Source organism: Campylobacter sp. JMF_01 NE2 (assembly GCF_027737365.1).
In the GTDB taxonomy this organism is placed as follows: Bacteria; Campylobacterota; Campylobacteria; order Campylobacterales; family Campylobacteraceae; genus Campylobacter_B.
The window spans coordinates 85,439-108,096 of the sequence record NZ_JAOVTR010000005.1 but is presented as its reverse complement, the minus strand read 5'-3'; the positions used below and the strand labels follow the sequence as shown (position 1 = coordinate 108,096).

General features: G+C 41.9%; 16 protein-coding genes and 1 pseudogene. 8 read left to right on the top strand and 9 right to left on the bottom strand.

Translation table 11 applies throughout. The annotated features are described in order from the left end of the window. Positions 1–5,327 (bottom strand): annotated as a pseudogene (locus tag OFO01_RS08235) (hypothetical protein); the annotation flags it as partial. Positions 5,328–5,783: 456 nt separating this feature from the next. On the opposite strand from OFO01_RS08235, the gene OFO01_RS08230 reads away from it, so the two are divergent. Next, positions 5,784–6,068 (top strand): GIY-YIG nuclease family protein, encoded by a 285-nt coding sequence (locus OFO01_RS08230; protein WP_270859969.1) that lies wholly within the window; start codon positions 5,784–5,786, stop codon positions 6,066–6,068. Between the two features lie 623 nt (positions 6,069–6,691). Here OFO01_RS08230 and OFO01_RS08225 read toward each other — a convergent pair. From OFO01_RS08225 to OFO01_RS08190, 8 genes are all read right to left on the bottom strand, one after another. After that, entirely contained in the window at positions 6,692–7,258 is a 567-nt protein-coding gene (locus tag OFO01_RS08225) for a PAS domain-containing protein (RefSeq protein ID WP_270859968.1), read from the bottom strand. Positions 7,259–7,354: 96 nt separating this feature from the next. Beyond that, positions 7,355–7,951 carry an IMPACT family protein gene (locus tag OFO01_RS08220; RefSeq protein WP_270859967.1) on the bottom strand — a complete coding sequence of 199 codons (597 nt, stop codon included), beginning with the start codon at positions 7,949–7,951 and terminating at the stop codon, positions 7,355–7,357. 49 nt (positions 7,952–8,000) lie between these two features. Continuing rightward, on the bottom strand, positions 8,001–8,807 hold the full coding sequence (locus OFO01_RS08215) for a TPM domain-containing protein (RefSeq protein ID WP_270859966.1): 807 nt from the start codon (positions 8,805–8,807) through the stop codon (positions 8,001–8,003). Beyond that, the gene (locus OFO01_RS08210; RefSeq protein WP_270859965.1) at positions 8,804–9,412 is read right to left on the bottom strand and encodes a hypothetical protein; all 609 of its coding nucleotides are present in this window, start codon (positions 9,410–9,412) and stop codon (positions 8,804–8,806) included. The genes OFO01_RS08215 and OFO01_RS08210 overlap by 4 nt, the downstream gene beginning before the upstream one ends. Continuing rightward, on the bottom strand, positions 9,413–10,132 hold the full coding sequence (locus OFO01_RS08205; protein WP_270859964.1) for a LemA family protein: 720 nt from the start codon (positions 10,130–10,132) through the stop codon (positions 9,413–9,415). Continuing rightward, positions 10,129–11,139, bottom strand: coding sequence for an alanine racemase (locus tag OFO01_RS08200; protein ID WP_270859963.1), 1,011 nt, complete (start codon positions 11,137–11,139; stop codon positions 10,129–10,131). The genes OFO01_RS08205 and OFO01_RS08200 overlap by 4 nt, the downstream gene beginning before the upstream one ends. Further along, a complete protein-coding gene (gene cmeU / locus OFO01_RS08195; protein ID WP_270859962.1) occupies positions 11,132–11,368 on the bottom strand; it encodes a CmeU family protein in 237 nt (78 codons plus the stop codon). The genes OFO01_RS08200 and cmeU overlap by 8 nt, the downstream gene beginning before the upstream one ends. Then, positions 11,368–12,732: a phosphomannomutase/phosphoglucomutase gene (locus OFO01_RS08190; RefSeq protein ID WP_270859961.1), complete on the bottom strand. Its 1,365-nt coding sequence runs from the start codon at positions 12,730–12,732 to the stop codon at positions 11,368–11,370. The genes cmeU and OFO01_RS08190 overlap by 1 nt, the downstream gene beginning before the upstream one ends. Positions 12,733–12,805: 73 nt before the next feature. Between OFO01_RS08190 and OFO01_RS08185 the strand changes: the two genes are divergently transcribed. From OFO01_RS08185 to OFO01_RS08155, 7 genes are all read left to right on the top strand, one after another. Further along, entirely contained in the window at positions 12,806–13,288 is a 483-nt protein-coding gene (locus OFO01_RS08185; RefSeq protein WP_270859960.1) for a CreA family protein, read from the top strand. Positions 13,289–13,355: 67 nt separating this feature from the next. Further along, entirely contained in the window at positions 13,356–16,469 is a 3,114-nt protein-coding gene (gene ccsA, locus OFO01_RS08180; RefSeq protein ID WP_270859959.1) for a cytochrome c biogenesis protein, read from the top strand. Between the two features lie 180 nt (positions 16,470–16,649). Then, on the top strand, positions 16,650–17,165 hold the full coding sequence (petA, locus tag OFO01_RS08175; RefSeq protein ID WP_270859958.1) for a ubiquinol-cytochrome c reductase iron-sulfur subunit: 516 nt from the start codon (positions 16,650–16,652) through the stop codon (positions 17,163–17,165). Between the two features lie 10 nt (positions 17,166–17,175). Continuing rightward, a complete protein-coding gene (locus OFO01_RS08170; RefSeq protein ID WP_270859957.1) occupies positions 17,176–18,435 on the top strand; it encodes a cytochrome b in 1,260 nt (419 codons plus the stop codon). Between the two features lies 1 nt (position 18,436). Further along, a complete protein-coding gene (locus OFO01_RS08165) occupies positions 18,437–19,462 on the top strand; it encodes a c-type cytochrome (protein WP_270859956.1) in 1,026 nt (341 codons plus the stop codon). A 243-nt stretch (positions 19,463–19,705) separates the two neighbouring features. Beyond that, the gene (locus tag OFO01_RS08160) at positions 19,706–21,712 is read left to right on the top strand and encodes an FTR1 family iron permease (RefSeq protein WP_270859955.1); all 2,007 of its coding nucleotides are present in this window, start codon (positions 19,706–19,708) and stop codon (positions 21,710–21,712) included. Beyond that, a complete protein-coding gene (locus tag OFO01_RS08155; protein WP_270859954.1) occupies positions 21,709–22,230 on the top strand; it encodes an iron transporter in 522 nt (173 codons plus the stop codon). Before OFO01_RS08160 ends, OFO01_RS08155 begins: the two co-directional genes overlap by 4 nt. The last annotated feature ends 428 nt before the right edge of the window (positions 22,231–22,658 follow it).

The following is a 22,658-nucleotide window of genomic DNA, read 5'->3' as shown; positions in this document are numbered from 1 at the left end:
TCTTTTGCAGCAACAGTTACACCTGGATTGCCATCTTTGTCGATAACTTTGATTTGACCATCTTCACCAGGTTTGCCGTTTTCACCTTTTTCACCTATTACTAGGTTATTAGCAAGTTTTAGGTCATAGGTGTTGTTATCTTCACCGCCATGAGTAAGTTTTAGGTTACCATCTGTGTAAGTGCCGTCTGTCGGAGCGACTGTGCCACCATTTACAGTAACTTTTGTTTTATTACCCTCTACGCCTTTTTTCAACTGCCATACATTAACAGCATCAGTGTCATCTACGCCAGGTGCGACATTAGTCAATGTTACATTTTTATCATATATAGGCTCACCCGCCTTGTTATATGAAACAAGAGTAATAGTGTCATTGTTATCACCACCTAGCTTAACAGGGACTTTCAAATCATAGTTTGTTGTCATATTATCATCGCTGCGTGTAGTAGCTATGATAACTGTTCCGTTTTTAGAAGTTACATTTGTATCTTTCGCGCTAAATTTAATGCCATACGCACTACTAGTTTCATTATTATCTTTGCTTAGCTCGACATACGAGATATCTACATTATCCCCAGCGATAAAGTCAAGACCAGTTTTATTATAATCCTCAGTGCCTACTGTGTGTTTGCCAAATGTAAGAGTTCCGTCTTTGTTCGTGCCAGTGCCATTTTTGTCTATACCCACAGACCAGATTGTGCCAGCACCGCTCACTGCTCGTTTTAGTTGAGCGACATTGACTGCGTCTGTATCATGCCAACCAGCTGCTACGCCTGTGATTTGGCGAGTGATATTATTATCAAAATCGCCTACCGAGATTGCATTGCGTGTGCCAATCCATACAGCATTATCAGGCATTTTTAAATTCTTATCGCCTGCTGTTTTTGTTTGAACATCGTAGCCTTTATAAGTTTGAGCAAGCCAAGTAGCGTTATTTTCGCCTAGATTATCTCTATTAGCCACCGAACCGCTACCAAGCGCTATGGTATCAGCCACAGATACAGTCGCGCCCTTGCCGATAGCAGCTGAATTTATACCATCTATTTCTACGATACCACCCAATGCACCAAGTGCATTTTCGGCATATACTTTTGAGCTATCACCAAAGGCAGTAGAGTAATCTCCTGCTGTATTGCCATTTTTTCTAATCCATCTTTTGACATCTTCTCTATGGTCTTGGTCAAATTCTCCTGAATAGACCCATTCCCACTCATCTTTTCTTTCAATCTCTACTAACTCACCTGCCTCATTTCGACCTTGCACCCAGTAAGTACCTAATTGGACTTGAACAATTTTTTCTTCAAATATTGGTTCGTTATTTTCATCAAGCTTTTGATTGCCTTCTTCATCAAGCACTGGCACTTTATATGTATCACCATCAGGATTATCACCTGTTCTTAATTCAAACTGGATACTAATGTCTGTATATTTTTTGCCAGTAATAGGGTCTGTCCATTCACCAGAATAAACTTCCGAATCTTTACCCCATGCAGTAGAATTATCACCGCCTGCTAAGGTATGACTTCCCCATGCTGTCGCTCCTGTGCTTGTGGCTTTTGAATTTGAACCCCAAGCAGTAGCGTTCTCATTGCTAGCTTCTGTTCTATAACCAAATGCGGTTGCTTGACTACCACTAGCCCAAGTTTCTGTTCCGAAAGAAGTAGCTCTCTTGCCAGTAGCAGCAGTTTCATGACCCCATGCAGTGGCATTCCATGCAGTAGCTGCTGAACGCCAACCAAACGCAGTAGCGTCTTGACCGGAGGCTATCGTATGCTCACCAAAAGCAGTAGCATAAGTGGCAATGTTATTTGCATCTTTATCGCCATCGCCTAGTGCATTAGGATTGGTATTTTTATTAAATAATGCACTATAACTATAAGCGTATGCTTCGCCATTAACTGCAACATGATCTTTATAGGTATCGCCTTCATTATAGAACATCACTTTTTCTTTAAGAATAGTGCCATCTTGTTTTAAAAGAACCCAAACTTCTTTTTCTCTTTTTCCCGCTTCATCTTCTAGCGTTATAACTCTTCTTAAAGGTGTAACGACTTCGCCTTTATATGTAAATACCGTTCCTGCATTTGTGTTCGCACCAAAAGCAGTTGCGCCTGTGGAATTAGCCGCCGTGCTAGAACCAAAGGCTGTCGCGTTATTTTTAGTTGCTTTTGTGTTTGTTCCAAATGCAGTAGAGTCGCTACCACTAGCTTCTGTGTCTTTACCCCAAGCAGTAGCACGATAATTGCTAGCTGTTGTGCCATCGCCAAATGCAGTAGCTTGATTTTGTTTAGCTGTTGTATTTTTACCCCAAGCAGTAGAATTATCTTTGGTTGCTTTTGTTCCCTCGCCAAATGCTGTGGCTTGTTGCCCGCTAGCCTCTGTGCCTTTACCCCAAGCAGTAGAACGCCAATTAGTAGCTTGATTGCCAGCATCGCCCCATGCCATAGCTCTATTACCAGTTACCTTTGTTCCCATAAGCGCCACAGAGTTCTCGCCCCCTGCCTTAGAGCCATTACCTATCGCTACGGCACTTGTCTTATTGGCTTCTGAATTTATACCGATTGCAATAGCATTTGAAGCTTTTGCTTGTGCAGAAGTAACATTAGTCGCAGAGCCTACACCGTTTATGTGTATATATGGGCTTACTATTTTATCATTATCGATTCTTACGACTCTGTCGTCGCTAGTGATACTACCGCCACTTGGCAAATTCTCTATCACAGAGTATAGTTGGCTTCCATTTATTGCGTCTGTGCTATCAGCAGAAATCAGACCAGCGGCGACATTTTGGATTCTGCGTGGAGCAGTGGCGTTGCCTATGCTCACTACGCCCTCAGGTTTAGCACCTGCAAAGCTTAATTTATTTGCCGCAATCTTTCCTATCGCGACAGAATTTGTAGAGTATGTATCCATACTAGCCGAGGTCTTGCCTGTCACATACGCTGCACCATCGCCTAAAAATACAGAATTTTTATAAGTGTTAGTAACATTATTTCCTAAGATAAATACGCTATTATCTCCTTCTTTTATCTTACTATTATTACCTACGACATAGCTATCATCGCTATCAATAATATTCGGATCACCAAATGCACCTGAGCGATCGCCTTTTACGGTATTGCCAGAACCCATAGCGATAGAATTTTTACCACTCACAGTATTATCAAAACCGTGAGCGATAGATTTATTGCCATCTATGGTTACGATATTACCAGAACCCACAGCGAAAGATTCCGACGCTAATGCTTTGTTTTCATAACCAAGAGAAGCCGATTTTTCACCAGCAGCTAAATTTCTCATACCAGCAGCAACAGAATTTTTCGTAGTAGCGTTGTTTTCTGAACCCAACGCCATAGAATTCAAACCAGTCGCATTGTTTTCTGAACCGATAGCTAGGGTATTTGCAACCCAAGCCTCATTTCTGATACCAAATGCGGTTGAATTTGCATCCCACGCTATATTTCCTCCACCCACAGCAATAGCACCATTGCCATGAGCATAGTTTTTTAGACCTACGGCTGAACTAGTGTTACCATCTGCGGTATTTTCCAAACCGACGGTAATAGTATTTTCGTTTTTGTTTGTATTATAGTAACCAGCTGCGATAGAGAAGTTAGAGTCATACATCCTATTGCGGTTACCTAATGCCATAGCATTTTGAGAGCGCTCGTCGATATAGTTTATTACACCGATTGCAGTAGAATTTGCGTCATAGACTTTATTTTCTACACCGATTGTGGTAGAGAGGTTACCCGCGGAGATATTATTTACACCGATAGCGTTAGAGGCGATACCACCAGCGGTATTTGTAAAACCAAGAGCATTTGCAAATGTGTTATTAGCCTCAGAGCTCTGACCTATCGCCATAGAAGAAAGCCCGCTAGCCTCTGTCGCCTTGTATCCTTTGCCTTTCATCCATCTGCTCTCAGGATTAGAGTCCTCTATTTTATTGTCACTATAAAAGGCTTCTTGTAAAAGTTTAACTCTATCGGAAACATTGTTAGGTCCGCCAACAACTTCTATATAATCAGTTATTAGTTTATATTTATTGTATGGGTTGTTAGGATCTTTATCTGTACGAGCACCGATATCATCACCGCCGATAGAGATAGAACCATATCCACTAGCCACGGTATTTGCACCGATCGCTAATGTTTGCGAACCAATAGCCTTAGCTTGCGTTCCGATAGCTACGCTTTGTCCAGCATTATCAGAGCGTTTCGATAAATCCTTTGCGATAGCTAGGTATCCGATAGCGACATTGCCTTGACCACCACCACTATCAGCCCAAGAATTAGAGCCTAACGCAACACTACCATCACCAATTGCCTGTGCGCCAGCAATCCCTATTTCATATCTTCCAAATCCATCTTTTGAAATCTCTACGCCGTTCCAATACATCTTCTGATTCTTATCAGCAGGCATCCAAGCAGTTTTACTACTATCTCCACCACCGATAGCTACGGTTCCGAGATCTTTTGCAAATGTATTTTTACCTATGGCTGTGCTTTTATCGCCAGTTGTCACTGAGTTACCTCCGACAGAAATAGAGTCTTCACCATACGCAACCCCGCCCATACCAGCTAATGCATTATTGCCATAAGCGATAGAATTTACGCCAAACGCAAATGCTTTACTACCAGTATCAGCCGTAAAAATGCCTTTCTTGTTATTGGCTATAAATTGTTTTATATTATTAAAGACTGTATAGATATTGTCGCCGACCCAATTTTGTCTTGGATTAGGATCACTCTCCATAGCAGTATCATAATTATACGCTTGGATTACATCTGGGCGTAAGTTTCCATTGCTATCATACAATTCAGTATCATCAGCCAAACCACCGATTTTGATAAATCGACCAGAAGAATCTGTATAACCTAAATAGTGGAAATTTTTAGTCGCACCAGCATGACCAAAAGCATCCATTTCTGCGCTAGTATATTTTCTAACCTCTAAATTTACCAAAGGCGCATCTCTATATGCACCTTTAAAAAGTCCAACTGCTGGCGCACCCTCACCAGCACCTGCTATCGAGCCATCACCTATCGCAACTGACTGAGACTTGTTCGCATGAGCACCAGTGCCTCTCTCAATCTGTTCTGCATACAGACCCTCTGGCGCAAATGGCGCACTAATAGCCACTATCGTAGCTAGCGACATAGCCAGCCGTCCCAGAGCAGGCGCGCTCGCTATCTTGCCAATGCTTGAAAAAATCGTGCTACCGAACCCCTCGCGCACAGTTTTTTCGCCACTGTGTCCCTTAGCGATCTCGCTAACGACCTTGACGCCGTGAGAGCTCCTTTTGAGCTTATAGACCTTGTTCATGAAAAACTCCTTTTTTCTGCGAACTTAATCGCAAAATGTGATAAATAACTCCGTATTTTATCTCTTTAAAATTTAAAAAAAGTTTAATTACACATTTGTAAAGGATAAAATTTATCGCCGTTTTTTTTTTGCGCCGTTTTGGGGGAAATTTGAGGGAATTTTTGAGGGTTGTGAGCATGGAAATTTTTTCGCTAGTTATGTCATTTTTGGAATTCGCTAAATCTGTCATTGCGAGCGTAGCGAAGCAATCCAGAAAAATTTAGAGAGAATTTAAAATTTGTCAAAATTCATTTGATAATTTGAAATTTATCTGTGAATTGAAATTTATCGGAATTTCCCTAGATTGCTTCGTCGCTTCGCTCCTCGCAATGACAAAACAAGGCAAATTTGCTTTACCCCTCACAATGACAAATCAGGTGAATTTTGATATACTTTACAAAAAATGAAGGCAAAAATTTGAAACAATACTTCGTTTATATCCTTTTTAACGAACGAAACGGCACTTTATATGTCGGTGTTACAAACGACTTAAAACGCCGAATTTACGAGCATAAAACTAAAATCATCAAAGGTTTTACCGAAAAATATGGCGTGGATAAACTCGGGTATTTTGAGAGTTGCGATAGCGTAGAAAGTGCGATTTTGCGCGAAAAACAGCTAAAAGGCGGAAGCAGAAAACAAAAACTAGCTTTGATTGAAAGCGTAAATCCATTTTGGAAAGATTTGTATTATGAGATTTGAATTTTATCATTGTGAAGCAATTTTCGCTCGATATGTCATTGCGAGAATTCGCCTAATCTGTCATTGCGAGCGTAGCGAAGCAATCCAGAAAAATTTAGAGAAAATTCTAAAATTTGTCAAAATTCATTTGATAATTTGAAATTTATCTGTGAATTAAAATTTATCTAAATTTCCCTAGATTGCTTCGTCGCTTCGCTCCTCGCAATGACAAAACAAGGCAAATTTGCTTCGCTATGCTCGCAATGACAAATCAAAGCAAAATTTACTTTGCTTTTGCAATGACAATAGCATACAAAAATCTCGGGGCAGTGTTTAGAAGTTGCGCTAGCGGAAAAAATGCGAAATAAAAAAGCCTAGACACAAGGTCTAGGCAAAAGGGAAAATGAAATTTAAAATTTAAACAAAATTTCAAGTAAAATTTTAAGCTATAAGCCCAAAATTTTAATCGTAAATTTAAACAAAATTTCAAATAATCAAAATTCCAATCACAAATTTAAATGACCAAAATTTAAAACAAAAATTTAAATAATCAAAATTTCAAACCAAAAATTTAAAAAACTAAAATTTAAACAATCAAAATTCACAATCCACACAAATTTAAATCATCAAATTTCAAGCCAAATTTAGCCAAAAAGCTTCCTCATCGCCTTAAAAAACAGCGCAGTAATCGGGTTTGACTTGCCAGTAATGCGCACAATCCAGCTCTCATAAGTCTCGCCTTGTTTTTTGAGATACTCGTTTAGAAGCGCCTCGCTAGCCTCCATACCGCCTTGCTCCTCTGCGGCGAGAAGCTTTTTATACAGCGGTTCGACGATATCGATAGCAGCGCGTGGCGGAGCCTTGCGGTAGGCTGTGTATTCGACAATCTCGCCTGTGGCGGGGTCTTTTTTAGGGATAAATTCGGTCATGACCCAGTAGTAACTGCCGTCTTTCGCCATATTTTTGACGACTGCGACGAAATCGCGACCTTTTTGGATCGTATCCCACATGAGCTTAAACGCGATTTTTGGCATATCTGGGTGGCGGATTATGTTGTGTGGCTGACCGAGTAGCTCCTCGACGCTATACCCGCAAATAGCGCAAAAATACACATTGCCAAATGTGATGATGCCCTTAGGATCGGTGCGAGAGACGATATACCTGCCCGGATCTAGCTTGATTTCGTTGTTTTTAGGGGTTGGTCTTGGCATTTTTTTCCTTTACGATAAAATTTCTCTCAATTTTACAAAGTGATTTATAAAATTTAACTTAAAATAAAAAAATAACAATAATATTATGTGGAAAATTTAAAATTCAGGCAATCTAAGTATCTCAAATGGCGCGATGAAACCCTGCGCGAAATCCGCGAAAATCGCTATTTGCGCCTGAGAAAGAGCGCACGAAAATACAGCCCCTGTGTCGGTGAAATTTAGCGTGTAAGCGAAATTTTGCTTTTTCATAAAATGCTCAAATTTCGCAATTTGCGCAAACGGCACGAAAAATTCGCAAGGCTTTTTGAGCTCGTATAATACTAGCTCGCTCGCATTTATCGCCAAATTTACAGCCCCGCCATACGCGCGCACTAGCCCGCCAGTGCCTAGCTTGATCCCGCCAAAATACCGCACCACAAGCACAGCCGTGTCAATCAGACCTGCGCCACGAAGCGCATTTAGGCACGATGGGCCGCTCGTGGATTTAGGCTCGCCGTCGTCGCTTTGGTTTTCGACGATTTGGGAATACTCATTTAGCGCTCGATACGCCCAGACGATGTGGCGGGCTTTGGGGTGTTCGTCTTTTAGTCGCTCACGCACGCGCTCAAACTCAGCTAACGGCACCAAATGCGCGATGAAATTTGACTTTTTGACCTCTAAATTCGCGCTAAATTCGCGCTGTATGATATACATTTTCGCCTTTATGATTAAATTTTAGATTTTGAATTTGAAATTTGCAGGCTTACCACCCACCGCTGGCACCGCCACCGCCAAATCCGCCTCCGCCACCGCGAAAGCCACCTCCTCGCGAACTACGCCCAAATCCACCAGAGCCACCGAAACCGCCGCCAAATCCGCCATTTCTGCCAAATCCGCCAGAGCCGCCAAAGCCACCGCGCAAAATTTCATCAAGCCCGTCGCCCAAGATGATAGTGTTGCCATAATCCCCGTGTGAGCGCGATTTATTTCTCATCATCATAAAAAATACAAAGAAAAAGAAAAGCATAAAGATTATGAAATCAATGTCGATTTCCTCGCCCTGAGCGCGCTCGATTTTGGCGAATTTTATGTCGCCACTCTCGATAAAATCGAGGATCGTAAGCACCCCGGAAACTATTCCGCCCTCAAAATCCCCAGCCCTAAAATGGGGCAAAATTTTATACTCGATTATGCGTTTTGACACGCCGTCAGTCAGCACGCCCTCCAAGCCATATCCGACCTCGATACGCACCCTGCGCTCGTTTGGCGCGACGAGCAAAAGCACGCCGTTATCATAGCCCTTCTGCCCTATGCCAAGCGCCCTAGCCTGCTCGTTCGCGACCTCTTCGATAGAGTAATCCCCGAGCGTTTTTAGGGTTACGACCATAATTTGATTGGTAGAATTTTCGTCAAATTTAAGCAAAATTTCATTTAACGCACCAGCCGTAGAGGCGCGCAAAATACCCGCCTCGTCGATAATGGCCGTGTCGTTTGGCAAGGCTAGATAGTCTGAAATTTTAGCCTGCGAAAAAGATAAAGCCAAAAATAAAAAAAGTAAAATTCTTCTCATTTTATTTCCACAATCTTTTCTTTGATTTCATCTTTATCGCCCATTTCATGGGGGATTTTCGCCATTATTAACGCGCAAAGCCTATCTATACCCACGCTCACAGCCTCGCCAAAATTCGCAGTTTTTGCCTGGGCGCAAAATTCCTGCACAATCTGCAAAAATTCAGAATCATCAATCTTCGCGCTGATATTTTCACCACAGACTATGTGCGCGATTTTTTCGTTTTTGCAAACGCAAAAAATCACAGCGTTTGGGATTTTATCATATCCAAACAGCTCAAATTTACTCACGGCAAAGTCGTAAGTAAGCCTAAATTTAAAGAATTTAGGTATAAAAAATTCTAAAAATTTAGGAAATTTAGAAAATAGAAATTTAAAGAGCAAAAATACAATCGCAATCAACTCAAACGCGCCTATTTTGCCTACTTGCTGGAAAAACATCAGCGCAGTCCCCATTATAAAGGCAATCGTGCAAGCCACGCCCCAGCTAAGGGGCTCTAAGTCCAAAGCCTCGCCACTTAGTACGCAGATGATTTCAGCGTCGCTCGCATCTTCGGCCTTTGAAATTTTATCCGTTATGGCGTCTTTGTAAATTTGCTCAATCATCTAAAAAGAAACTTTTGGCGCGTTTTGATTGGCTTCGCCTGCGTTAAATACAGGCTTAGCTCCACCCTTGCCTACGAGTTTGGCGATGATATTTGTAGGGAAAACCCTAATCATCTTATTATACTCTTGCACCACAGCGATATAGTCCTTGCGAGCCACAGCTATGCGGTTTTCGGTGCCCTCTAACTGATTTTGCAAATCCGTGAAATTTGAGTTCGCTTTTAGCTCAGGGTAGCGTTCTACAACCAGCATTAAGCGCGATAGAGCCGAGCTTAGCTCGCCTTGTGCGTTGTTAAACTGCGTAAAGGCTTCCGGGTTATTTGCGATATCGTTTGCGTCGATTTTCACGCTCGTTGCCTTCGCGCGAGCCTCGATTACGCCCTCTAAGGTGCCTCTTTCATGGCTTGCGTATCCTTTGACAGTTTCGACGAAATTTGGGATCAAATCGGCTCTGCGTTGGTATTGGTTTTGCACCTGCGCCCAAGCCGCATTGACATCTTCGTCTTTTAGGGTCAGTTTGTTATACACAGGCACGGCGAAAATCGCAAACACAGCCAAAATTATGCCAGCGATAATCAGCCATTTTAGCCAGCCTTTTGATGATTTTTTCTCGCTAGTAGCAGAGCCATTGTAAGTTTGGCTTTGCTCTGCACCTTTTGCGCCTTTTTCGCCGTCATAGCCGATTTGTTCGGCGCCATTTTGGTTTTCTAACTCGTTCATACCACTCTCCTTGATATTTTTTCATGAAGTTTAACTAACACATCATACTCAATCGTGCCAAAAAATCTCGCCCACTCTCTGGCGTCATTTATCACGCAGACTCGCTCGCCACCAAATTCAGCACAAAAGCTATCCATGGACATTTTGCCAAGCACTCTTTCGCCACTGGCTAATCGTAAATCCCCAAGCCCAGCGTATCGCAAAAGTCCGTCCGCATAGCCTAAATCATAGGTGCCGATTTTCATATCGCACGGCGCGCAAAACACCCCGCCATAGCCTACTCTCTCTCCTTTTTTAAGCACTCTGTGGCTGATTAAATCAGCCCATAAGCTAAGCACAGGGCGCAAATTTAGGCTATCATCGAACTGAGCGTATCCATACTGCGCCATACCCACGCGCACAAACTCATCATCAAACCCCGCTCTACGCTCGATCGCTGCTGAATTTGAGGAGTGGAAAATAAGCTCATTAAATCCAGCCTCATTTGCCTTAAATTTGGCGATTTTTTTAAATTCGGCGAAATTTTGCCTTTGTGCGTAAAAATCAGAGCTTAGCTCATCGCTAGCGCGGTAATGGGTAAAAAATCCGCGTAAATTTAGCGAGTATTTTTTGCAAAGTGCCAAAGCCTCGCTTAAATCCTGCGCGCAAATGCCGTTTCTATGCATAGCTGTATCAGCCACGATATGGACTTTCGCGCCCTGTTTTAGGCGCGAAAAATAGCTCATATCGTTTATGGCGTAGGTGAAATTTAGCTCTTCGCTGCCGTTTGGGATATGCGATAAAATCAAAATTTCCTCGAAAAATTCCGAAATCTCGCGCGCTTCATCTAGCGTCCTAGTAACGGCTCTTTTGATACCAAACTCTCGCGCCCAGCCAGCGATTTCGCGCATGCCATGCCCATAAGCGTTGTCTTTGAGCACCAGCATAATGCGCTCTTTGGCTACTTTTTGCGAAATTTGCGAAAGATTGTGAAAATACGCTGATTTATCAATCAAAATTTCAGACATTAAAGCTCACTCCATACGCCTTGTATAAATACGGCAAAAGCTTGCGAATAGCGTAATCATAGCCGTAAAATTTGGCGTAAATTTCCTTTAAATTCGCCTCTTTTGCGTTTGCGAAATCAAACACATCTGTGCCCTCTATTTTTGGCACTTTTTCGTCTAGTAGCGCGAAAAATTCAGCCCTAGCGCCAAGAAGCTCTTTTATATTTTGCTCGACTAGCTCTTTTTCCATTATTTTGCAATCTCCTCTAATGCGCCCATTATCACCCTTTGCATTTCATCGCGAAATTCAGGGCTTTTTGCCTCAAATCTCGTTACGATTATCGGTGTGGTATTGCTAGCTCTCACCAAAGCCCAGCCATCATCAAACCTCAATCTAACCCCGTCGATTTCTATCATATCGCGCACGGCTGGAAGCCCAGAAATGCCGCTTTTGGCTAAATTTTTAAATTTTTCAATTATCTCAAATTTTGCGGTGTCTGTGGTTTTAAATTTAATCTCATCGGTGCTGTACATTACAGGAAGCGCGTCAAGCTCGGCGTCTAAATCAATGCCCTTTGCGACGAGTTCTAGCACTCTCATCATCGCATATACGCCATCATCGAAGCCAAAATATCGCTCCTTAAAATAAATATGCCCGCTCACCTCAGCTGCCAAATCAATGCCAAGCTCCTTCATAGCCTTTTTGATATTGCTATGACCTGTTTTGCCCATAAAGCTCTTGCCACGGCGGTTTATCTCATCATACATTACCTGCGAGCATTTCACCTCGCCCAAAATTTTCGGCTCTTTCATATTTAGCGATAAAAGACAGGCTAGCTCGTCGCCTTTGATATTTCGCTTCGCTGTTAGCACGGCGATTCTATCGGCGTCTCCGTCAAAACCAAAGCCCAAATTTAGCCCGTTTTCGCTAATTGCATTTTTTAAATCGGCTAAATTTTTCTCTTCGCTTGGATCTGGGTGGTGATTTGGGAAATTTCCGTCAGGTTCTGGAAATAAAATTTTAGCGTTTAAGCCCAATCTTTCCACGATTTTGCACGCCGTAACACCTGCTGCGCCGTTTGCGCAATCAATCACAAATGGTGTTTTGAAATTTTTCAAATTTGCAAATTCTTTTTCGAAATAATCCAAATACTCGCCCAAAATATTATATTTTTCGCAAAATGTATTTGTTGGGATCTCTACGCCACTAGCCATAAATTCAGCCACTTGGCGGCCGAGTGTTTTAAGCTGTGCGCCAAAAAAACTATCCGTGCCGATTGTGATTTTAAAGCCGTTATAATTTTTCGGATTGTGCGAGCCTGTAATCATAATGTTTGCATCAAATTTATGCGTAAATACGCCAAAATACCCCACAGGCGTAGGCAAAAGGCCAATATCAAAAATCCTAAGCCCAGCGTAATTAAGCCCACTTACTAGGTATTCAAACATATCTGGCGCGCTTAGCCTCGCATCATAGCCCACGCTGATGCGCTCACGGCCTAAATGGCGCAAATGCATACCAAAGGCAAAACCAATCGCCTTAACGCTCTCTTCGTTTAGATCCTCGCCCACGATTCCGCGGATATCGTATTCTCTAAAAATATCTTCAATCATAAAATTCCTTAACAAAAAAATTACAATATTTTAAATTATAAATGTTAAAATTTGTCAAATTTAAGGAGTCAAAATGAAAAAATTTTTTCTTGTTTGTGCGATTTTGGGCGCAGTTTTTGCTAAGGATTATGAGGTGATTGATAGCGTAAATACTTCGTTCAGAATTTTTGGCAAAAACGATAGAATCGAGGTTATCAGCGTCAGCGACCCTAAAATCGACGGGGTTACATGCTTTATCTCATACGCCAAAAAAGGTGGCGCCAAAGAGATTGTTGGCGTCGAAGAAGACCGCTCAGAAGCCTCTGTTTCATGCAGCCAAACAGCCCCAAAAATCATAATCAAAGAGGAGCTTAAAAAAGAGGATATATTTGCGAAAAAATCCTCGCTAATCTTTAAAAAAACCCATGTCGTGCGTATGTTTGACGAAGCAAGCCAGAGCATAATTTATCTAGTGTATTCAGATAAAATCATCGACGGCTCGCCAGATAATTCTATCTCGGCAATTCCGTGCAATCAAGCCGTAGGCAAGGTGTGTGAATTTAATTACAAAAAATGAGAATTTTTAAGAATTTTTTGATAAAATCCCAGCTCTTAATAAAATTTATCATTTAGCAAGGAAAAATATGAAATCTATTTTTAGCATGGAATCTGCCAGCATTATGCTTGCCCTGCTGGCTATCGCGTGTGCGGTGGCGACATTTGTAGAGACTGCATTTGGCACGCCAGTAGCGTGGGCGAGTGTGTATAATGCGTGGTGGTTCGGGCTGATAATGCTACTTTTAGGGCTAAATTTGGCCTACAATATCTACCGCTACCGCCTCGGCGATATCAAAAAGCTTCCGACCTTTATATTTCATTTAAGCTTTCTTTTTATTTTACTTGGGGCTGGGCTTACGAGGTATTTTGGATTTGAGGGAAATTTGCACATTAGAGAGGGAGAGGAAAGCTCGCTAATTAGCACCAAGGACGAATTTGTGCAATTAATCAGCATAGGCGAGGATAAAAATTTCATCTCAGCCGATGAAAAAAACTACCTAAGCAGCGTAGGAAAGATGAAATTTGATTTAAATTTAGATGTAAATGGCAAAAACGCAAATTTGAAATTTAAAAAATTTATCCCGCACGGCGAGCTAAAATGGGTCAAAGACGAGAGCCAAAGCGCACCCGCTAGAATCGAGTTTTTGTTTTCAAACGATACCCAAAAACAGCCCCTTTCGCTACTTTCTGGCCAAAGTATCGAGCTAGGCGAGGTTAGCATTAGCTTTAATACCATGCCAAAAACCAAATATTTCATCTATGTCAAAAACGACGGCGATAAATTTTACATAAACTCAAATTTCGACATAAACGCCACCAAAATGGGCACTAGCGAAAAAATCGCACTGAATAAAAATGAAGATAATCTAATCGATGATTTATCGCTTTATAGCTTTGAGGGGACGAATTTCGCCCCAGTTAGCCTACTAAGCTCAGCTGTGGAAAAATTTGTTAGGGTCGAGGAAAATTTAGCTGGTATGGGTGGCATTATCGCAGATCTTAGCTATAACAACGAAAGCAAAGAGGTGCTAGTAATCCAAGGCGAAAAAGGTCTTCAATACGAAGTCGGCGGCGCAAATTTTATCACGCTTTTGGGGCCAAAAATGGTAAATTTGCCGTTTAAATTAGCTTTGCGCGATTTCGTCATGGATCGCTATCCAGGCACGAACTCGCCCTCAGGATACAAAAGCGAAGTCACCGTCAAAGACAGCGCAAACAGCTATGATTACGATATTTATATGAACCATGTCCTAGATCACGGCGGATACAGATTTTTCCAAAGCTCGTATGACAGGGACGAGGGAGGCACCGTGCTATCTGTAAATCGCGACCCGGGCAAATTCCCGACATATCTAGGATATTTTCTGCTCTGCCTTGGCATGTTTTTAAACTTTTTAAACCCAAATTCGCGCTTTTTCAAGCTTTCTAAACTCATCAGCGAAAACACTCACCTTGCAAAAAGCGTGGCGATTTTGGCTGTAATTTTCGCCTGTGTTGCGCCAAATTTAGCCCACGCAGAGGGAAATGAGAGTGTGAATTTAAATGAAATCAAGCTAAATTTGCCAAATTTTGATAAGGAATTTAGCAAAGAATTAGGCAAATTAGTCGTGCAAGGTTTCAATGGCCGTATGGAGCCATTTGATACAGTTTCGCGCGAAATTTTGCACAAAATTTACCGCGGCGAAACCTACAAGGGCGAGGACGGGATTACGCTCAATCACAATGAAGCCTTGCTTTCATTTATGCTAAATCAAGATTATTGGCGCACCGCTAAAATTATCCGCGTGGGCGATAAGGAACTACGCAAAATTTTGGGTCTTAACGAAAATCAAAAATACGCTTCGATGATGGATTTTTTCGAAATGAAGGATAATGAGAGCTTTTATAAGCTTGATAAATTAAGCGAGGAAATCAACCGCAAACCACTTGGCAACCGCTCTACGCTCGATAAAGAAATCATCAAAGTAAATGAGAGAGTAAATGTGTTTTACGGCGCGATTATGGGCGAATACTTCCGCATAATCCCTGCTGGAAAGTCAAACGATAGCACCTGGATTTCGCCGTTTGCAACCCTTGAAATGCTAAGCGAAAGCGAGCGAGATAAGGTGCGCGATATGAGCGCGATGTTTGCCACAGCTGTGATTTACGCCCAAAACAAAAACGACTGGCAAAGCGCGAACAAAATGCTAAGCATTATCAAGGATTATCAAATCAAAAACGGTGGCGAGTTAGCACCTAGCGAGAGTGCGATAAAATATGAAATTTTATACAACAACGCGCATATTTTCAAACGACTTTTTTCGATTTATACAACCGCTGGATTTTTGCTTTTAATCTTTATTTTTATCCGTATGATGAAGCCAAATTTGGGCTTAAAATGGGCGTTTAATCTAGTTTGGTTTGTAAATGTAGTGGCGTTTTTGATACATACTTTCGGACTTGGGCTTAGAGCGTATGTATCAGGACACGCGCCATGGTCGAATTCGTATGAGTCGATGATTTATATCGCGTGGGCGCTAGCACTTAGTGGAATTTTCTTTTCGCGCAAATCCGCGATTTCTTTGGCGCTAACGGCGATTATGGCGGGAATTACGCTAATGGTGGCGCATTTAAGCGATATGGATCCGCAAATCACAAATCTACAACCAGTGCTAAAATCACACTGGCTGACAATCCATGTCTCTGTAATCACCGCTAGCTATGGATTTTTGGGGCTTTGTATGTTGCTTGGAATTTTCACGCTTTTGATGTTTTGCTTCGGCAAAAACAACCCAGAAATCGCGCGCAATATCACAGAAGCCACTAGAATCAACGAAATGTCGATGATTCTAGGGCTTTGTTTGCTAACAGCTGGAAACTTCCTAGGTGGCGTGTGGGCGAACGAGAGCTGGGGCAGGTATTGGGGCTGGGATCCGAAGGAAACTTGGGCTTTGATTACGATTTTTGTCTATGCGATTGTGGTACATTTTAGATTTATGCCAAAGCTAAATTCACAATTTGCCTTCGCCGTAGCGTCGATGTTTGCGTATTTTAGCGTCATAATGACATATTTTGGAGTAAATTTTTATCTCACAGGTATGCACTCTTACGCAGCGGGCGAGAAAATCCCTGTGCCAAGCTGGGCATATATAATGACAGCTTCTATGTTTATTTTGGCAATCGTTGCATATTTTCGCTCGGGAAAATCGGCTAGATTGTAAAATTTATTATATGAAATTTAGAGTTTGTAAAAATAAAATTTCAAACTCTAAATTTTAAAATTTCATTAAATAATTCCCTTAAATAGGCATTTTAAGCCAAAATTCTTAACTCAAATCAATTAAATTTAATATTTATTTGGCTAGAATTACCCTTTTATTTCACAAAAAGAAAGGGTAAAGATGTCTGTTAAATCTGATTTTAGTGAAAATAGACGAGGCTTTATCGGACTTGCGTTTGGTGCGGTCGCTGCTGTGGGTGGCGTATTTGCATTAGGCGGTATGAAAAAAAGCTGGGATCCGCTTCCTAGCGTCAAAGCAGCCGGCGTAACGACTGTGGATTTAAGCCCGATTAAAGACGGAGAGCTATACAGGACAGAGTGGCGCAAAAAGCCAATATTTATTCTCAAAAAGACAGCCGATATGGGCAAAAACGATGAACGAGATGTCGTCGTAGGTGGCGCTAGATACACGCTTTGTATCGGTTTATGCACGCATTTGGGCTGTATCCCTAGCTACAAACCAGCTTCTAAACAATTCGTTTGCGCATGCCACGGAGGCGTTTTCAACACTGACGGCGTAGCTGTGTTTGGTCCGCCACCACGCGGCATGGATATACCTCCGTTTAAAATCGACGGAACTAAACTTGTCCTTGGCGAAGAGGGTCCTGAATATCAAGCTCTAATGGGCAAAGCGTAGGAGGATTGATATGCATGTAAGAAAATCAACAGGCATCTTGGATTGGTTAGATCAAAGACTTGCTGTTAATAAATTTATGAAAGTTATGATGACGGAGTATTGGATTCCGAAAAACATCAGCTTTTTATGGGCTATGGGCGTTATTTTAATGACGCTATTTATCGTGCTTTTCGTAAGCGGTTTAATGCTTGTAATGTATTACAAACCAGACGCTGCTTTGGCCTTTGATAGCGTAAATAAAACTATCATGCAAGAGGTAGAATATGGCTGGCTATGGCGACATATCCACGCAGTGGCTGCTTCGGTCGTGTTTTTGGTGATTTATATCCACACTTTTGTGGGACTTTATTATCGCTCATATAAGCAAGGTAGAGAGATGATTTGGGTCAGCGGTATGCTACTTTTCATACTTTTTTCAGCCGAAGCTTTTAGTGGATATATGCTTCCTTGGGGACAAATGAGCTACTGGGCAGCTATGGTTATTACAAATTTATTCGGTGGAATTCCAGTCATCGGACCAGCTGTGGTCGAGTGGATCAGAGGCGATTACGCTGTAAGCGATCCGACTTTGACAAGATTTTTTATGCTTCATGTCTGCTTGCTTCCGATAGTCGTAATCTCTGTCATCGCGCTTCACTTCTACGCGCTTCGCGTCCCTCATGTCAATAACCTAGACGGCGAAGAAATCGATTTTGAGGTAGAGAGCGAAAAATTCCTAAGCGGCGATACAAAAAATGCGAAAGTTATCCCATTTTGGCCAGGATTTTTATCAAAAGACTTCTTATATCTCTCAATCTTTATGATATTTTTCTTCTATTTGGTTGGCTTTCAATTCAATTTCGCAATGGATCCGATAAATTTCGACCCTGCAAACAGCCTCAAAACACCAAACCATATCTACCCAGAGTGGTATTTCTTGTGGCAATATGAAATTTTACGCGGATTTTTCTTTGATGTTGGACCATTAAAGGCAGCAGATATCGGACTTATGGCGTTTGCGTTCGCTGGCGTTTCACTAATGATAGTTCCATGGATGGATAGAAGCTCTGTTGTAGCCCCAGCTCACAGAAACAAAGCATATTTTATCTGGTTTTGGGTATTACTAATCGATATGATACTTTTAAGCCTATTTGGCAAACTCCCAGCAGACGGCGCAGAGCTTGGCATATCAAATACATATTGGGGCTTTATTTTATCGATACTTTATATCGCATTGATAGTAGTTGTCTTGCCTTTGATAACAATCGCAGAAAGAAAGAAAAGAGGTTAAGATGAAAGAGATAAAAACATTAGCAATACTCGTTGTTTTAGTAGCGGTTTTATACTGGATGATTGAGCCTTTTGCTCATACTAGACTTAGCCCGCATGTTGATCCTGCTAATTATGACTTTGCGGCCGAGGATATCACGCTTGCTACTACAAATGTAGAAAAAGCGCAAAAAGCCCTAGAAACAGCCCAAAACTCAGGCGATGAAGGTATGATTGCAAGTGCGACTAGAACGCTTCAAGACGCGAAAAACCAACAAGACAAAGTTACGCTATTTTGGGACGAGATCAACAAAATCGACATTATCAAAGGTGACGCCACAAGAGGCGCTGATACCTTTATGAACGCAGGTTGTGTGGCATGCCACGGCGTAAGCAAGCTTGGCATGGACGCTCCAATGGACGCGACAAGTGCTAGCGAAGCTTATGGTGTAAATCCGCCAGATCTTAGCAGTGCAGGATATCTATACTCACCAAAATTCCTATCCGCTCTTATCAAAGATCCTGTAATGGCGATGAAGCTAGATCATAAATTTGGCGATGAAAATCCGCACCCAATGCCAGCATTTTACGGACTTGGCGATGATATAAACCAAGAAATCGCAGATATCGTAGCATATCTACGCTCAATCGCACCAAGCGCAATGGAAAACGCGCAGGTTTTCGAGGACTCATGCCAAAGATGCCACGATGTCAAATATGCTGGTCGCAAAGTCACAAGCGATATGGAGAAAGTCGCAGCCTACATGGGCTCTACTCCGCCAGATTTATCAATGATGATTCGCTCGAAGTTGCCTGATTATTTGCACGAGTTTATCAACGATACACAAAAGAAACTCCCAGGCACATCTATGCCTCGCGTTGGTTTGACACAAGAAGCTGAAAATCAAGTCGTCGCCTACCTCGAAGAAGTCGGCGATAGCAAAAAAGATGAGCGCGAAAAAACAGCACTTTACATAATGCTATATTTCGCGATTTTATCAGTTTTCGCTGGACTTTGGAAAAGCAAAGTTTGGTCAAAACTACACTAAAACTAAGTAGTCGGTTCGCCGACTACTTTTAAATTTATCCCCTAAATTTCAATAAATTTTCTCAAATTTTACCTTTAAAATTCACTAAATTTCGATTTTGAATTCATATAAAATTTGCCCTAAATTTGGCTAAATTTCGGCTATCATTTAGCCTTGTTTTTGATAAACATTTTTATTATAGTTTAAGTATTTTGCTGTATAATCCCAAACTGATTTTGAAACCAATTAGCAAAAAGGCAGGTTATGAAATTTATCCTAAAATCATCTTTTTTACTGATTTTTCTGTTTTTATCATCGCTTTTTGGCGCAGATTACCAAGTCCATGCCCAGGCGATAAAGGCTAAATTCGAGCAGGCTTTGAGCGCGTATGATAGCGGCGATAGCACTAGTGCGCGCAAACTAACCCAAGAGGCGTATTTTAGCCATTTTGAAAATTTAGAAGCTGGAATCCGCATAAATTTAGGGCAAAAAAAATCCTACGCTATGGAAAAGCAGTTTGGAAATATCCGCAAAGCCTTTAAAGCAGGCACTCCAAGGGGCGAAATCGAGGCTATGATAGCAAAGCTAAATAGCGAAATCACTGAAATTTTGCCAGTCATCGAAAGCGGTCATAAACTAGTCGCCCAATATCAAAACGAGGGCGAAGAAGGGGAGCAAACTAGCGCAAATCAAAGCGAAAATTCTGCTCCAAACGCTACGCAAAATTCTAGCGCAAATTCGGGTGCAAATTCGGCAAATCAAACCCCAAATTCCGACCCAAATTCTCCATGGCTTAGCGTTTATAATGATTTCATCACCGAGCTAAATAATGCAAAAACTGCCTTTGATAACAAAGACGAAACCGCGCTAAAATCGGCTCTAAACAAGGCTAAATTTGACATTTATCGCAACACTAGATTCGAAGAGGTCGTGCGAAAATATGTTTCTAGCAAAAACGACCAAATGATTCAACGAATTATCTCAAATTTATTGCGCGATAGCCTAAATATGGACGAGGCCAAATTTAACCAATCTCTAAAAGATTTAGACGATTTGCTTCTTAGTGCCACGCAAAATTTGCCTAGCCAAACTTACGCCCTAGCCCCACAAAGCGCGCAAGAGACTAGCGAAAGTGAAGTGGCGCAAAATGCAGATTTTAGCCAAACCGTAGCAAACATAAAATCCAAAATGGCGCAGGTTTTGGCTCTGTATGAGGCTGGCAAAACCGATGAGGCAATCGATGAGAGTGGAAATATCTACTTTGACGAATACGAAGAAAGCGGTATGGAAGCCCTCGTGGGGGCGAAAAACTCCCAACTCAAACTTGACACCGAGGCTAGCTTTAATAAAATTTCAGCTCTAATTAGCTCTGGCGCGCCAAAAGAGCAGATTATCGCAGCGCAAAACGAGCTTTTCGCGCAACTTAAAGAGAGCCTAAATTTGACGCAAAATTCTAGCGCATGGGATCTGTTTTTATACTCACTCATAATTATTTTGCGCGAGGGTATGGAGGCCCTAATCATCGTGGCTGCCGTCATCGCCCTACTTATCAAATCAGGTAACGAGGGCAAACTAAAAATCGTTTATAGCGCGCTTGCGGTCGCAATTGCGCTTAGTTTTGCCACAGCATGGGGCATAAGCGCGATTTTTGGCGCCGCAAAAGCAGGTCAAAGTCGCGAAATCCTAGAAGGCGCGGTCATGCTAGTAGCCGTGGGATTGCTGTTTTATGTCGGGTTTTGGCTACTTTCAAATGCAAATTCGAAAAAATGGAGCGCATATATCAGTGGAGCGATTTCGCAAAGCCTGAGCGAAAAAGACGGCAAAATGCTATGGTGGATGGTCTTTTTAGCGGTATATCGCGAGGGAGCCGAGACGGTGCTGTTTTATCTAGCGCTAATAATTGACGCTAAAACCCCAAGCGCGCTAGGTATGGTGGGCGCGGGATTTGTCGTAGGTGTAATCGCACTGCTCGTGGTTTATATCCTAATCAAAAAATTCTCGCTTCGTATCGCAATCAAGCCGTTTTTTATGATAACTTCGGCGATTATTTTTTATATGTCGATTGTCTTTGTCGGCAAGGGAATAATGGAGCTAGTCGAGGGCAAGGTATTTACACCAACCATAATCGAGGGCTTGCCAACGATTACATGGCTAGGATTTTACCCTTACAAAGAGAGCCTTATCCCGCAAGCTGCGCTAATCGTGGCTTTAATAGTTGGAATTTTGATAATCAAGCAAAAAAACAAATCTATTTCAAAGGAGAATTTATGAAAAAATTATTTTCATCAGTTTTGGCTTTAAGCCTTGCTTCAAGTATCGCCTTCGCTGGCGAGCAACCTATCGGTGAGCCTGTGGAGATGAACGGCATGGAGATAGCCGCTGTGTATCTACAACCAATCGACATGGAGCCAAAGGGCATTGATCTAGCCCCTAGCTTAGCTGATATTCATTTAGAGGCTGATATCCACGCGATCGAGGGCAACGCAAACGGCTTTGGCGAGGGCGAGTGGATCCCATACCTAAAAATCGGCTACGAGCTAAAAAACCTAGATAACGGCAAAATCCAAAAGGGAAATTTCATGCCAATGGTCGCAAGCGACGGCCCACACTATGGCGCAAATGTCAAAATGGAAAATGGCGTGGGAAATTATGAGCTGATTTTCCATATCGAAAACCCAGGCGCAAACGGCTTTGGTCGCCACGCTGACAAGGCCACAGGCGTGGGCAAATGGTGGGGCGCATTTGATGTGAAATACACATTTGCATACACTGGAACTCCAAAAGAATAACGAAATTTCACCCTTTTTGGGTGAAATTTTAGAAGTGTTTGAAAAAAGGAAATTTGCAAATTTGGCGTTGCGAGAAATGCGAAGCATTTCAGTAAAAATAAAACCAGCTAAATTTTAAAAAGCGAAGCTTTAAATTTAGCCACCTTAAAAGCGTCGTCGGGGGTTGGGGGTTTGTAAGGGGGAAGGGGCGCGACCTCGCAATTCAAGCCCCCTTCCCCCTTACGAGAAAAGCAAAATTTCGCCTAAAATTTCAGTGTTCGTTCAATGCTAAATTTAGGTTGAATTTTGAATTTAAATTTCCCTGGATTGCTTCGCTTTCTGCGAAAGCTCGCAATGACAGCAAATTTAGCGCAAGGAATTTTAAATTCGTAGATTGCCACGAATTTTGCTAACGCAAAATTCTCGCAATGACAAATTAGACAAAATTT